The following is a 13,878-nucleotide window of genomic DNA, read 5'->3' on the forward strand; positions in this document are numbered from 1 at the left end:
CTGTTTTTTTTAACACAATTAATAAAAAAATTAACTTAATTAAATGATACCAAGTTCTTTTCCAACCTCGGTGAAAGCTGCAATTGCTTGGTCTAAATGCTCTTTTTTGTGCGCAGCAGATAACTGAACTCTTATCCTTGCTTTACCTTTTGGCACAACAGGAAAGAAAAACCCTATTACATAAATGCCTCTTTCTAATAGCATATCTGCCATTTTTTGAGAAAGCTTTGCATCATAAAGCATTACTGGCACTATAGCAGAGTCTCCATCTATAATATCTAATCCGGCTGCTTTCATTCCTTTTTTAAAGTATGCTGTATTTTCTGCTAATTTGTCTCTTAAGGTTGTGTCTTTATCTAGCATATCAAAAACCTTAATAGATGCACCTACAATTGCAGGAGCTAAGGAATTAGAAAATAAATATGGCCTAGAGCGTTGTCTTAAAATTTCTATAATTTCTTTTTTACCCGTGGTATAGCCTCCCATAGCTCCACCTAATGCCTTACCTAGGGTACCTGTAATGATGTCTATACGGTCTAAAACTCCTTTTTCTTCTAGTGTTCCGCGACCTGTTTCCCCTATAAATCCTGCTGAGTGGCATTCATCAATCATTACCAATGCATCATACTTATCTGCCAAGTCGCATATTTTATCTAGTGGCGCTAATAAACCATCCATAGAGAAAACACCATCGGTAACTATTATTTTAAACCTAGATCCGTCTTCATTAGCTTGTTTAAGTTGCTTTTCTAAATCTGCCATATCATTATTAGCATATCTATATCGCTTTGCTTTACATAAACGTACACCATCTATAATTGAAGCATGATTTAATGAATCTGATATTATAGCGTCTTCTGCTGTTAATATAGGTTCAAAAACACCTCCGTTGGCATCAAAAGCTGCTGCATATAATATGGTATCTTCTGTACCATAAAAATTAGCTACTTTTTGCTCTAACTCTTTATGTATATCTTGTGTACCACAAATAAAACGTACAGATGACATTCCAAAACCGTGTGTATCCATAGCATCTTTTGCTGCTTGCACAACATCTGGATGAGAAGATAAACCCAAGTAATTGTTTGCACAAAAGTTTATTACTTCTTCTCCTGTAGATATTTTTATAACAGCATCTTGTGGAGACGTTATTATACGCTCTGTTTTATATAGACCTGCTTCTTTTATAGCGTCTAGTTCTTCCTGTAAGTGTTCTTTAATTTTTCCGTACATAATTTTTAACTTATAAATTCTGGAGTTATGTTATCATTTATATATACTATTACTTTAGACACTACCTTAAATCCCATAGCTTCTAAAGCATAAGCATAACTATTTACTTGTTGGTGGTAGCTGCTATTTGGCACACCTGTTTTGTAATCTATAACAGTTGCTTCATTATTTGTGTTAATTACAACTCTATCTGGGCGCAAAAGTAATCCTTCTGCTGTAATTATATCCTTTTCATTCTTAACAATATTTCCTTCTTTATAATACATAGCTAATTCTGGATGCTCTAAAATAGTAAGCACTTTTTGTTTTGTTGTTTCAACATCCAAAGAAGTTAAATGCCCATCTCTAATTAATATTGCTATAGCTTTATCTATATCTTTTACCGTGTTTATATAACTTAATAATAGATGTATAAGATTTCCTTTTTCTAAAGCTACGTCTCTACCACTTTCCCATAACGTACCAGATTTAGTTAAAATTTTAAAACTTGGTCTGTCTTTGGTAGAGTATTGGTAGTGTATATGGTTTAACTTTTCTGCTTTTATTGTAGTTTGTTCTGCAATTTGTAAGTTACCAAAACTATATTGTAATTGTGTGTCTGACCACAGACCTAATTGCTGTAAATATTTAATAAACATACCAGAGTACCTTTTCATGTTTGGTTCTTCTTTTGTGCTTAATTCTTTTTTAGTTATTATATAAAGTGCCTTTACAGCCCTAGTTAATGCTACATATAAAACATTAAAAGCATCTAACTCTTGTTTACTGTGCTCATCTAAATACAATGATGCTGCTATATCTCCATATTCTTCCATTTCTTGCTTTTTGGAAACTAACACCTCGAAAAAGCCATTAAACTGCTCCGGATCTACTGGTAACCATATTTTTTCGTTATTACCATACATTAATGAATTGGCAAACGGAAAAATTACAATAGGAAACTCTAAACCTTTAGATTTGTGTACTGTCATTATTTGAACAGCATTTATATTGTCTGGTGCCTTTAAAGACAATTTATCCTTTTTCTTTTCCCAAAAAGTTAAAAAGGTTTGCGCGCTAACACCGTCTTTTTGTTCTACATCTAAAACCTCATCCATTAAGCTAATAAGGTATGCGTCTGATGCTTCTGCTAACTTAAATTGATGAATAGCTTTTTCAAAAGCATCAAAAACAGATAGTTGTTTTAACTTATCTATTGCAAAACCATAATGTTCTAGTAAAAACTCATCTAAACTATTTAAATGTTCTTGTATAAACTGATGGGTATTCACATCTTTTTCAGCTAAATAATATAAGATTTCATAAGCTGTATCTTTATCTTTTGGCTGCGTGCTATAGGTTAAAAGGTTTAATAAAAAACTTACCTTTTCACTACTCTTTAGCAACAGAGATTCTGATGATATTACAGGAATTTCTTTAGAGGTTAAAAAATCTGCCAACACATAACTGTGGTTGTTAGAGCGTACCAAAATACAAATATCTTTATAGTTGTATTTTTTTTCTGTGGTTAATATTACAATTTTTTCTAAAACCGACTCACAGTATAAGTCGTTATCTTGCTCCTCTTTTTCATTAGGAATAAAAGACAGCTCTACTAAACCGCCTGTTTTCGTATTTATTTCTTGTTTGTTACCGGAAACATATAAATCTGCATAAGCTGTGTTGTTTAACAGCTTGCTTGTAGCGGTAAAAAAATTATTATTAAAATTAATTATTTCTGAATAGCTCCTATAGTTTTTAGGTAATTCTGTTGTTTGCGGCTCTAGAACATATGGCAATTCTTTTTTATTTGTTAACTGTATAAATTGTTCTGCTTTACCACCACGCCATCTATATATTGCCTGTTTGGCATCACCAACTAACAATAATGATCCTTTTTTACCATAGTCATCTAAACTCTCCAGAGCATTACCTATTAACGGTATTAAGTTTTGCCATTGTAGTTCTGATGTATCTTGAAACTCATCTACAAAATAGTGTCTGTATTTTTCTCCTAAACGTTCATATATAAAAGGAGCAGGCTGATTTTTTATTTCTTTAGAAATTATGGCATTAAAAGATGCTAAAGTTAATTGGTCTCTCTCTTTACAAATAGCATTAATTTCTTTCTGTATTTCATTTAAAACAGTTAACGGCACTATGTTAGCGTATACATTTTTATACATTGCCCTTTGGTAAATAGTATTTTTTACACTGTTGTAAATTTCTAATAGCATAGGAGCTATGTGGTCTGGAGCATTTTTTACTGTGGCTTTAAAAATTTTACCATCCTGTAAATTTTCTCCTAATTTATTATTATACAATTTTAGTAAACCAAATTCACCATCAACTATTTTTTTAAAGTGATTAGGAAGTGTCTGTCTAGGAAAATCTGCAACATCTATACCTTCTGTTTCTATTAAAACAGCAACAGTATTGGCTTTTTGTTTAGCTGTTTCTTCTAACTTTTTAATGGTAGAAGTAAGTGTTTTTTTAAGATCTAAAAAATTAGTTATACTTTTAGTTTTAAAGCCTTTTAAATGCTCTATGTTGTTTTCATTAAACAACATTTTACCAACTTTATTTAAGTCTGTTGTAATATCCCAACTTTTATCATCATCAATTTTTTCAAAAGTAAATTCTAATAATGTGTTGGTTAAAAGTTTGTCTGTACCTGCTTTGGCAAGCAATCTTTCTACAGCTTCAGACAACAACAGTTCTATATCTAAAACTACCTCAAAATTCTGTGGTATTTTTAAATCTTTTGCAAAGGTTCTAATAAGCCTGTGTGTAAACTTATCTATGGTACTTATATCAAAAAAAGCATAATTGTGTAGTATACTTTTATGTACTTGTTTAGCTCTTATTTGCAACTCTTCGGCAGAAACATTTAGTTCTTTAGCAACATCTAAAAATAAGTCTGATGGTTTATTCTCTTCATCAATTTTACTAAAAGCATGCAAATTATCTAAAATTCGCTGCTTCATTTCATTAACAGCTTTATTTGTAAATGTAATGGCTAATATTTGTCTGTAACTTTTAGCTGTTGCAGAAGTTAAAATTATTTTAAGGTATTCCTTGGCCAAGGTATACGTTTTACCAGAACCTGCAGATGCACTGTATATTTTGTAAGGCGAAGTTTCCAAGAAGTTTTTAGCTGCAAATTACATAATATTACAATGTTCTTAACACAAACGTTATGGAAAATGCCATAGAATATTGTAAATTTGAGCTACGACATTTTTTTAACTTAAAAATAGATATAATTATGGCTTTTGAATTACCAAAATTACCTTACGCATATGATGCGTTAGAACCACATATTGATGCTAGAACTATGGAAATACACCATACAAAACATCACAACGGATATACTACTAAACTTAATGGTGCTATTGAAGGTACAGATTTAGCAGGAAAATCTATAGAAGATATTTTAACTAATTTAGATATGAGCAATGGTGCTGTACGTAACAATGGTGGTGGTTTTTACAACCACTCACTTTTTTGGGAAGTTATGTCGCCAAACGGTGGTGGTGAGCCAACAGGCGAATTAGCAACAGCAATTAACGATGCATATGGTTCTTTTGATGCTTTTAAAGAAGCTTTTTCTACTGCAGCAGCAACTAGATTTGGTTCTGGTTGGGCTTGGCTATGTGTACATAAAGGTGGTAAAGTAGAAGTTTGTTCTTCTCCAAACCAAGATAATCCTTTAATGCCAGGTGTTGGCTGTGGCGGTTTTCCTATTTTAGGATTAGACGTATGGGAACACGCTTATTACTTAAATTACCAAAACAGAAGACCTGACTATATTGGTGGTTTTTTTAATGTAATAAATTGGGAAAAAGTAGCTGAGCTATACGCAAGTAACAAATAAAATAATACACTTAAAAACAAAAAAGCCGCTCTTAATTTAGAGCGGCTTTTTTTATGTTTTTTATTTACAAAATTTTATAAAATAGAAAAGGGCAGAGAAGTCTCCACCCTTTTCGTCCCAAATCTTACCATAAACTTAACCTACTTATGCTATGGCTCTGCTAAATTACTGGTATTGTGTCTAATAAAAAAAAAAATCTGCAAAAAAATTAACACAATAATACATTATTTTGCAAATAACATCGATGAAATGCACCCTAATAGCTTGATTACAAGCAAACAAAAAGACGAAGTTTCCTTCGTCTTTTCTCCAAAAACCAACTAGAAATTCAACTCAAAAATCCCATAGTTTTGTTAAAATTTTAGTGCTAATTAAAAAATTATACTAAAGTAGGTGTTCATAAATTTTTAATCTAGATTAAAATATTCATCATCTGTCATTTCTCCGCTTCTAATATTTTGCAATTCTTTAGCGTAAGAACGTATATACTTATCTAACTCTGGATTAAAAAATTCAGATTTTTCTTGCTTGTAAGAACCATTTAAAACCCCATTGTAATAATAAAAGAAATTATAGTCAAAACTAGCTGCGTTTAAATCGTAAGCTCCTAATAAAAAACCTAACCTAACAGCAGATCGTCTTTGGTAATTTCTGCCGTGGTGCCCTGGACTTGTTGTGTTGTTATCGCCAATAGACGCTGCAAACTCGTAAGCAGTTGCAATTTGAGAAAAACTGGTTTTATTATATCCATTAGGTCTTCTTAAATAGTAACCAGCCATACCATCTGCCTCTAATTCTGCAGCTCTTGCTGTAGACTCATTTTTAGATGGGTAACCATAAGTAAATTGTAATTGGTGCGCAAACTCATGTGCCAAAATCATTACATTAGCTATTTGACCTTGAGCCTTTGCTGCATTGTAAATTGCCTCTCCGTAATAAATTTTACCACTACCATAAGATATTGCGTTATAAGTAGAGTTAGGATTGGAGTTGTCTTTTACAAAACTTAAAGGTACTGCTGGCCTTCCCCATACTGCTGCTATTCTAGAATTTTGAGTTTGCATAAAGTTTGTCTCAGAAGATGTACCTATTGAACTGCTTAAATAAGCAGTACTACTCCAGTTACGATCTACATAACCACATTCATGCAACTCATCTTCAAAAGCTTCAGCAATAGCTAATTCTTTTACTTCTGCAACTTCTGTTTCTGCCTCAAAGGTCTCAGTATCTTTAGAACAAGACTGTAAAACTGCGACAAAAGTTAACCCTAATAGGTAGGTTCTTTTAAAATTTAAGTTTTTCATAATTAATATTTTATTGATTATTAGTTAACACAATATTAGTAAATATTTTCTTACTAATTATGAAATATTAAACAAAAATTAACAATACACATATAACTATCGGATTACTAGAGTATTAGTTGTAAAAAAAATGATTATAATTAAAAAGTATTAATAATGAGTAAGTTGGAAACAACTAAAAGAAAAGAATTTACAAATATGGTATAAAATAAAAAGGCGAAGTTCCCTTCGCCTTTTTCCCCAAATCTTACCATGAACTTAACCTACTTATGCTATGGTGATAACAAATGTATATTAATTATATAATGCAATAAACAATATTAGTTAAACTAAAGAGTTTACTAGACTAAGTGTTTTTTATATATTTATTAAAAGGAATTGAATTTCAGGAAAGTAGTTAAAAATAAAAAGGTAGAGTTTCCTCCACCTTTTTCCCCAAATCTTACCATGAACTTAACCTACTTATGCTATGGTACGGCAAAGATAACTTAAGTTTATATCTAGTTCCTAAAGTATCGGATTAACGCCCATTTCATCAGTTTAACTACATATAATCCGATGAATGACACTGCATAAAAAATAAAAAGGCGGAGTTTCCTCCACCTTTTCCCCAAATTTTACCATGAACTTAACCTACTTATGCTATGGTTTTCACAAAATTAGTTATGTGTACACCCTTTAGCGCTATAAAAAAGGTAAAACGCATATATTACCGACAAAATACACTATTATATGCATTTCATCGATACTATTTAATACGCACGTTCACTTTTACCTTCATAAAAGTTAATAAATGCTCTGTTAACCACCCTGTTACCTCCTGGAGTTGGGTAATCTCCTGTAAAGTACCAATCTCCTAAGTTTTTAGGGCAAGCTTCATGTAGGCTCTCTACAGTTTGGTATATAATTTCTACTTCAGCTTTAATTTCTGAGGAGCTTAGTAATTCTCCAATTTTTTTAGAAATTTGCTTTGCAGTAAAGGGTTTATAAAACTCTTTTACAAAGTTTACAACCTCTTTATCGGGCCTATTTACTTGTGTTAAGCATTTTTCATAAATACTTTTAACAATATCCATAGAGTTATTTTCTTTATGTAATGCTAAGGCAGCTCTAAAGGCAATAAAGTCTTCTAGTTTAGCCATATCTATTCCATAGCAATCCGGATACCTTATTTGAGGTGCAGAAGAAACAACTACAATCTTTTTTGGTAATAACCTATCTAATATTTTTAAAATACTTTTTTTAAGCGTTGTACCACGTACAATACTATCATCTATAATAACAAGGTTATCTCCCTTTTTTACAGATCCGTATGATATATCGTAAACGTGCGCAACCAAATCATCTCTACTACTATCTTGTGTTATAAAGGTTCTTAATTTAGCGTCTTTAATAGCCACTTTCTCTATGCGTGGTCTAACTTCCAAAATTTCATGTAATTCTTCAGATGTAATTTTTCTTCCTATAGACAAAATTTGCTCTTCCTTTTTGCGGTTTAAGTGGTTTTGAGCCTCTTTAACCATACCATAAAAAGAAGTTTCTGCTGTATTAGGAATGTATGAAAAAACAGTATTTTTAATATCACCATCTATAGATTCTAATATTTGCGGAAACAGCAACTTACCTAATTCTTTACGCTCTTTATAGATTTCTTTATCACTGCCTCTAGAAAAATAGATACGCTCAAAAGAACAAGCTTTGCGCTCTACTGGTTCTAATATTTGCTTAATACTTGCCTTACCGCTTTTTTTAACTATAAGGGCGTGTCCTGGTTCTAGTTCTTTTATTTCTTGAAAAGGAACATTAAATACTGTTTGTATTGCTGGCCTCTCTGATGCAACAACAACAACCTCATCATCCTTATAATAATACACAGGTCTAATACCAGCAGGATCTCTAAGAACAAAACTATCTCCGTGACCCAATAAACCAGACATTGCGTAACCACCATCCCAGTTTTTGGCTGCTTTTTTAAGAATTTTAGCTACGTTTAAACGCTCTGCTATAATTGGTGAAGCTTCTAATTTAGTAAAGCCTTCCTTTTTAATTTGTTTGTACAGTTTTGCTACGGCATCATCTAAAAAATGACCTATTTTTTCCATAACAGTTACCGTATCTGCCATTTCTTTTGGGTGTTGGCCAATTTGCACCAAATTGTCAAAAAGCTCATTAACATTTGTCATGTTAAAGTTCCCTGCAACAATTAAGTTTCTGTGCATCCAATTGTTTTGTCTTAAAAACGGGTGTACGCTTTCTATACTATTTTTACCAAAAGTACCATAACGTACGTGCCCCAATAACACCTCTCCTATATAAGGTATGTGTTTTTTTTGCAAAGCAACATTGTCTACATACTCTGGGTTTTCTTGTAAAGCAGAGTTTATACGGTCATTAATTTGAGCAAAAATATCTTGTATTGGCTGACTTTGAGCAGAACGAACTCTACTCATGTAACGCTCCCCTTGTTTCATATCTAATTTAATGCTGGCAAAACCTGCACCGTCTTGTCCACGGTTATGCTGTTTTTCCATCATTAAGTACATTTTATTTACTCCGTAAAAAGCTGTACCGTACTTTTCTTTGTAATACTCTAAGGGCTTTAACAGCCTAATCATAGAAATTCCACATTCGTGTTTAATGGCGTCACTCATTTCTTATAAATTGATATTAAAAAAAGCCCATAAATGGGCTTGTAATTATTGTAATTCTATGTTAAACTGGGTTAATTCTGCAAACTGACGCAGTCTTTTATCTACTTCTGTTTTCTCTAACTTCTCCATACGCTCTGTGCCAAAGCGCTCTACACAAAAAGATGCTAAATTGGAGCCATGAATAATTGCACTTTTTAAATTATCAAAAGACACATTACCAGATGCAGCTATATATCCAGAAAAACCACCTGCAAAAGTATCTCCGGCGCCTGTAGGATCAAAAACTTCTTCTAAAGGTAATGCTGGTGCAAAAAACACATTATCATCTTTAAATAATAATGCTCCGTGCTCTCCTTTTTTTATCACAACAAATTTTGGACCCATTGTTTGTATTTTGGCAGCTGCTTTAACTAAAGAGTATTCTCCTGTTAATTGTCTAGCCTCTTCATCATTAATTGTAATAACATCTATATGTTTAATTACGTTTAACAATTCATCTAATGCATTATCCATCCAAAAATTCATTGTATCTAAAACAATAAGCTTTGGTTTTTTTGTCATTTGTTCAATAACACTCATTTGTACGCTAGGGTGTAGGTTTCCTAACATAACAACATCTGCTTCTTTATAACTTTCTGGAACTACTGGTTTAAAATCTGCCAATACGTTTAACTCTGTAGCTAAGGTATCTCTAGAATTTAAATCATTATGATATTTACCTTTCCAGTAAAATGTTTTACCACCTTTTACAATTTCTAAGGCAGATAAATCTACATTTTTACTCTTTAGTAAGTCTAGGTGTTCTTGAGGGAAATCTTCACCAACAACAGATACTATTGCAGAGTTTACTTTAAATTGTGACGCAGCTAAAGCTATGTACGTTGCTGCACCACCAAGAATAACATCTGTTTTACCAAAAGGGGTTTCTATAGCATCAAAAGCTACCGTACCCACAATTAACAATTTGCTCATATAAGTTAATTTTGGTGCAAAGATACATTTTTGAAATAGCAATTCCGAAGCAATAGAACATCAATTTATAAAAACAAGAAAAAGTACTATTTACGGCCAAAATCTGCAGGAATTTCTCCCCAAGCTTTAGTTTCCCATTTTACAATTATAGTGGTATACGTATTCGTTTTTAGCCAATCTTCTGCTCTACGTATTAACTCAAAAACATCTTCATTTTTTTTAGACTCTTTTAATTTACTATTGCACTTTTTTTTGCGCACCCAACTCATAGCTGTTCTAGAGTCTGTATAAATTATACGGTTACTATTGTTTTTTTTAAGATATGCCAAACCATGTACCAAAGCTAAAAACTCTCCTATATTATTAGTACCTTGTTTAAAAGGCCCTTGTTTAAAAAGCTCTTTGGCGGTTTGGGTGTCTACACCACGGTATTCCATAACACCTGGGTTGCCACTAGATGCTGCATCTACAGCAATAGAGTTGTAATTTGGTTGCCCTATTTTATCTAGCTCTGCTTTAGACAAGCTTGTAGTAATTTTTTTACCTTTATAATCATCATAACTACCATTAAAAGCTTTTTTTGCAGCTTCAAAAGTTGGAAAAGACTTATACTGGGCGCCTTTTTCTTTATTAATAGCAGCTTTGCAAGCAGCCCAAGAATCATAAATTCCAGGTTTTTTACCTTTCCAAACTGTATAAAATTTTCCTTTTCCCATTTAGTTTGATAAAAGTTGATTTATCACTTTTGGAAAATGCTCATATTCCAATGTATGTACTTTAGCTGCAATATTATCCGCAGTATCGTTACTATTTATTTCTGTTTCTGCCTGATAAATTATTGCTCCTTCATCATAATTTTCATTTACATAATGAATAGTGATACCTGTTTTGGTCTCATTATTATTTTTAACTGCATTGTGCACATGCATACCATACATTCCTTTTCCTCCATATTTTGGAAGCAAAGCTGGGTGTATATTTATAATCTTATTTGGAAAGGCTGTGACAAATTTTTGAGGTATTTTAAGTAAAAAACCAGCCAAAATAATTAAATCTGGCTCCATACCCTTAATAATGTTTAAAAGGCAGTCTGTTTTAGAGAATGACTCTCTATTGAAGTGTAAGCAACTAATATTCAATCTATTACACCTGTCTATAACTTTAGCATCTCTTTTGTTAGTAAGTACACAGGTAATAGTAACCAAAGGGTTGTCTTTAAAATAATTTGCTATGTTCTCTACATTAGAACCAGAACCAGAAGCAAGTAGAACAATACGTTTCATAGAGCGCCAAATAAGGTAATTATTGAATAAAAAATGAGGTGTAAAATTAACACTTCAATATTAAATTAAATTAAAAATTGACACATTTTAACGACAAATGGTGTATTTAAACCAAAGTTTTTTATTTTTGCCTTCAATTAAAATTATTAAAACAAAATTATTATGTCAGACATTGCATCAAGAGTAAAAGCTATAATCGTTGACAAATTAGGAGTTGATGAGAACGAAGTTGTTACAGAAGCGAGCTTTACTAACGACTTAGGAGCAGATTCTTTAGATACTGTTGAGTTAATTATGGAGTTCGAAAAAGAATTCGATATTCAAATTCCAGATGATCAAGCAGAAAACATTGCAACAGTTGGTCAAGCAATAAGTTATATAGAAGAAGCAAAGTAATTTATTATATCTTGAACAAGATTTAAAAAAATATCCATGTGGTAGTCTTGCTGCATGGATTTTTTTTTTTAATTTACACATATCTAATTAATAGATTTAACAAAATTTGAGTTCATGCAATTAAAGCGAGTTGTAGTTACAGGTCTAGGAGCTTTAACGCCTATAGGCAATAACATAGAAGAATACTGGGATGGGTTAGTAAATGGAAGAAGCGGATCTGCCCCTATTACCCATTATGATGCAGAAAAATTTAAAACAAAATTTGCCTGCGAATTAAAAAACTATAATCCTGCAGATTTTTTTGATAGAAAAGAAGCACGTAAATTAGACAAGTTTGCTCAATACGCTATGGTCTCTGCAGATGAAGCAATAGCTGATTCTAAATTAGATTTAGACGCTCTAGATAAGTTTAGAGTAGGCGTAATTTGGGGAGCTGGTATTGGTGGCTTAGAAACTTTCCAGAATGAAGTACTTAACTTTGCTGAAGGAGATGGCACACCAAGGTTTAACCCTTTCTTTATACCAAAAATGATTGCTGATATAGCACCAGGAAACATATCTATTAAACACGGTTTTATGGGGCCAAACTATACTACTGTGTCTGCATGTGCGTCTTCTGCAAATGCAATTATAGACGCATTAAACACTATACGCCTTGGCCATTGTGATGTTGTTGTTACAGGTGGTAGTGAGGCTGCTGTTACTATTGCAGGTATGGGTGGTTTTGGCGCTATGCACGCATTATCTACTAGAAATGATAGTCCAGAAACGGCATCAAGACCTTTTGACGCTAACAGAGACGGTTTTGTTTTAGGCGAAGGAGCTGGAGCTTTAGTTCTAGAGGAATATGAGCACGCTGTTGCCAGAGGCGCAAAAATATACGCAGAAGTAGCAGGTGGCGGCTTATCTAGTGATGCCTACCATATGACAGCACCACACCCAGAAGGTATAGGTGTTGTACGTGTTATGGAAAACTGCTTAAGAGATGCTGGCTTAAAACCAGAAGATGTAGACGCAATTAACACTCACGGTACATCTACACCTTTAGGAGATGTTGCAGAATTAAAAGCTATTAGCAAAGTTTTTGGCGAACACGCACATAATATTAACATAAACTCTACAAAGTCTATGACGGGTCACTTGTTAGGAGCTGCCGGTGCAATAGAAGCAATTGCCTCTATACTTGCAATGCAGCACGGTATTGTACCGCCTACAATTAACCATGAAACGGTAGATGAAAACATAGACCCTAAGTTAAACCTTACACTTAATAAAGCTCAAAAAAGAGATGTAAACGTTGCATTAAGCAATACGTTTGGTTTTGGTGGGCACAATGCTTGTGTAATTTTTAAAAAATTAAACTAAGAGAATGAGTTTTATCTCCAAAATATTTAATTCCCATCCAAAAAAAGATGGGGATTTTTTTTTAGGAATAACACACATTTTAGGTTTTAAACCTAAAAAAATAAGCATATACCGCAAAGCTTTTTTGCATAGATCTGCAAATAAAAAAGATAAAGACGGTAATCCTTTAAATTACGAACGCTTGGAATTTTTAGGAGATTCTATGCTAGGTACAATTATTTCTAAATACCTGTATAATGAAGTACCACTAGGAGACGAAGGGTACTTAACCAAAATGCGCTCTAAAATTGTTAGTAGAGAGCATTTAAACGAATTAGGTAAGGATTTAGAACTCATAAAGTATGTAGAAAGCAGAATTTCTAAATCACATTTTGGAGACAACATACACGGCAATGTTTTTGAAGCGTTAGTTGGCGCCATATATTTAGATAGAGGTTATGCCTATTGCGAAAAATTTATTAATGAAAGAGTAATTGGTCCTTATGTTGATATAGAGCAATTAGAAGGCAGAGTAATTAGTTACAAAAGCCTAGTTATAGAGTGGTGCCAAAAACAAAAAAAGCAATTTAATTATAATGTTTATGAAGATACTGGCAATGACACCTTAAAACACTTTGCCGTTAAACTTTCTATAGATAATAATGTTATTGCAAAAGCCAGAGCAACATCAAAAAAGAAGGCTGAGGAAGCAGCATCAAAACGTGCTTTTTTTGCTTTACAAGACAAAATTAAGAAGTCTAAGTAAAATAATTGTTAACTAAAACGTTTTCGTTTTAAATACCTTGCTTAAACCTTAAAACATACTAGGCTAGTATAAG

The 13,878-nt window shown here is 32.6% G+C and carries 11 protein-coding genes; 4 read left to right on the forward strand and 7 right to left on the reverse strand.

Annotated elements, in window-relative coordinates; genetic code table 11:
• Nucleotides 1–39: 39 nt before the first annotated feature.
• A complete protein-coding gene (kbl, locus tag PBN93_RS06080; protein WP_077404191.1) occupies nucleotides 40–1,233 on the reverse strand; it encodes a glycine C-acetyltransferase in 1,194 nt (397 codons plus the stop codon).
• Between the two features lie 5 nt (nucleotides 1,234–1,238).
• A complete protein-coding gene (locus PBN93_RS06085) occupies nucleotides 1,239–4,358 on the reverse strand; it encodes a UvrD-helicase domain-containing protein (RefSeq protein WP_077404194.1) in 3,120 nt (1,039 codons plus the stop codon).
• A 122-nt stretch (nucleotides 4,359–4,480) separates the two neighbouring features.
• Between PBN93_RS06085 and PBN93_RS06090 the strand changes: the two genes are divergently transcribed.
• Nucleotides 4,481–5,089, forward strand: coding sequence for a superoxide dismutase (locus tag PBN93_RS06090; RefSeq protein WP_077404431.1), 609 nt, complete (start codon nucleotides 4,481–4,483; stop codon nucleotides 5,087–5,089).
• 407 nt (nucleotides 5,090–5,496) lie between these two features.
• On the opposite strand, the gene PBN93_RS06095 is transcribed toward PBN93_RS06090, so the two are convergent.
• The 5 genes from PBN93_RS06095 to purN all read right to left on the reverse strand — a co-directional run bounded on the left by PBN93_RS06095 (nucleotide 5,497) and on the right by purN (nucleotide 11,299).
• A complete protein-coding gene (locus PBN93_RS06095) occupies nucleotides 5,497–6,393 on the reverse strand; it encodes a metalloprotease (protein WP_077404197.1) in 897 nt (298 codons plus the stop codon).
• A 752-nt stretch (nucleotides 6,394–7,145) separates the two neighbouring features.
• Nucleotides 7,146–9,044, reverse strand: a complete 1,899-nt coding sequence (locus PBN93_RS06100; RefSeq protein WP_077404200.1) for an amidophosphoribosyltransferase — start codon at nucleotides 9,042–9,044, stop codon at nucleotides 7,146–7,148.
• 45 nt (nucleotides 9,045–9,089) lie between these two features.
• Complete coding sequence (locus PBN93_RS06105; protein ID WP_077404203.1) at nucleotides 9,090–10,016, reverse strand: PfkB family carbohydrate kinase; 927 nt, start codon at nucleotides 10,014–10,016, stop codon at nucleotides 9,090–9,092.
• Between the two features lie 86 nt (nucleotides 10,017–10,102).
• Nucleotides 10,103–10,732: a ribonuclease H family protein gene (locus tag PBN93_RS06110; RefSeq protein WP_271081679.1), complete on the reverse strand. Its 630-nt coding sequence runs from the start codon at nucleotides 10,730–10,732 to the stop codon at nucleotides 10,103–10,105.
• A complete protein-coding gene (purN, locus tag PBN93_RS06115) occupies nucleotides 10,733–11,299 on the reverse strand; it encodes a phosphoribosylglycinamide formyltransferase (protein ID WP_077404209.1) in 567 nt (188 codons plus the stop codon).
• Between the two features lie 162 nt (nucleotides 11,300–11,461).
• Between purN and PBN93_RS06120 the strand changes: the two genes are divergently transcribed.
• The 3 genes from PBN93_RS06120 to rnc all read left to right on the forward strand — a co-directional run bounded on the left by PBN93_RS06120 (nucleotide 11,462) and on the right by rnc (nucleotide 13,805).
• Nucleotides 11,462–11,695 carry an acyl carrier protein gene (locus tag PBN93_RS06120; RefSeq protein ID WP_008269813.1) on the forward strand — a complete coding sequence of 78 codons (234 nt, stop codon included), beginning with the start codon at nucleotides 11,462–11,464 and terminating at the stop codon, nucleotides 11,693–11,695.
• A 114-nt stretch (nucleotides 11,696–11,809) separates the two neighbouring features.
• Nucleotides 11,810–13,060: a beta-ketoacyl-ACP synthase II gene (gene fabF, locus PBN93_RS06125; protein ID WP_077404212.1), complete on the forward strand. Its 1,251-nt coding sequence runs from the start codon at nucleotides 11,810–11,812 to the stop codon at nucleotides 13,058–13,060.
• A gap of 4 nt (nucleotides 13,061–13,064) precedes the next feature.
• Nucleotides 13,065–13,805, forward strand: a complete 741-nt coding sequence (rnc, locus tag PBN93_RS06130) for a ribonuclease III (protein ID WP_077404215.1) — start codon at nucleotides 13,065–13,067, stop codon at nucleotides 13,803–13,805.
• Nucleotides 13,806–13,878: the final 73 nt, after the last annotated feature.

It is taken from the genome of Cellulophaga omnivescoria (genome assembly GCF_027915275.1).
Lineage (GTDB): Bacteria > Bacteroidota > Bacteroidia > Flavobacteriales > Flavobacteriaceae > Cellulophaga > Cellulophaga omnivescoria.

Excerpts from the sequence above, each read along its gene's own strand:
- PBN93_RS06120 (WP_008269813.1), top strand. The coding sequence starts at position 11,462 with ATGTCAGACATTGCATCAAGAGTAAAAGCTATAATCGTTGACAAATTA.
- PBN93_RS06110 (WP_271081679.1), bottom strand. The coding sequence starts at position 10,732 with ATGGGAAAAGGAAAATTTTATACAGTTTGGAAAGGTAAAAAACCTGGA.
- PBN93_RS06105 (WP_077404203.1), bottom strand. The coding sequence starts at position 10,016 with ATGAGCAAATTGTTAATTGTGGGTACGGTAGCTTTTGATGCTATAGAA.
- PBN93_RS06095 (WP_077404197.1), bottom strand. The coding sequence starts at position 6,393 with ATGAAAAACTTAAATTTTAAAAGAACCTACCTATTAGGGTTAACTTTT.
- rnc (WP_077404215.1), top strand. The coding sequence starts at position 13,065 with ATGAGTTTTATCTCCAAAATATTTAATTCCCATCCAAAAAAAGATGGG.
- PBN93_RS06090 (WP_077404431.1), top strand. The coding sequence starts at position 4,481 with ATGGCTTTTGAATTACCAAAATTACCTTACGCATATGATGCGTTAGAA.
- fabF (WP_077404212.1), top strand. The coding sequence starts at position 11,810 with ATGCAATTAAAGCGAGTTGTAGTTACAGGTCTAGGAGCTTTAACGCCT.
- PBN93_RS06100 (WP_077404200.1), bottom strand. The coding sequence starts at position 9,044 with ATGAGTGACGCCATTAAACACGAATGTGGAATTTCTATGATTAGGCTG.
- kbl (WP_077404191.1), bottom strand. The coding sequence starts at position 1,233 with ATGTACGGAAAAATTAAAGAACACTTACAGGAAGAACTAGACGCTATA.
- purN (WP_077404209.1), bottom strand. The coding sequence starts at position 11,299 with ATGAAACGTATTGTTCTACTTGCTTCTGGTTCTGGTTCTAATGTAGAG.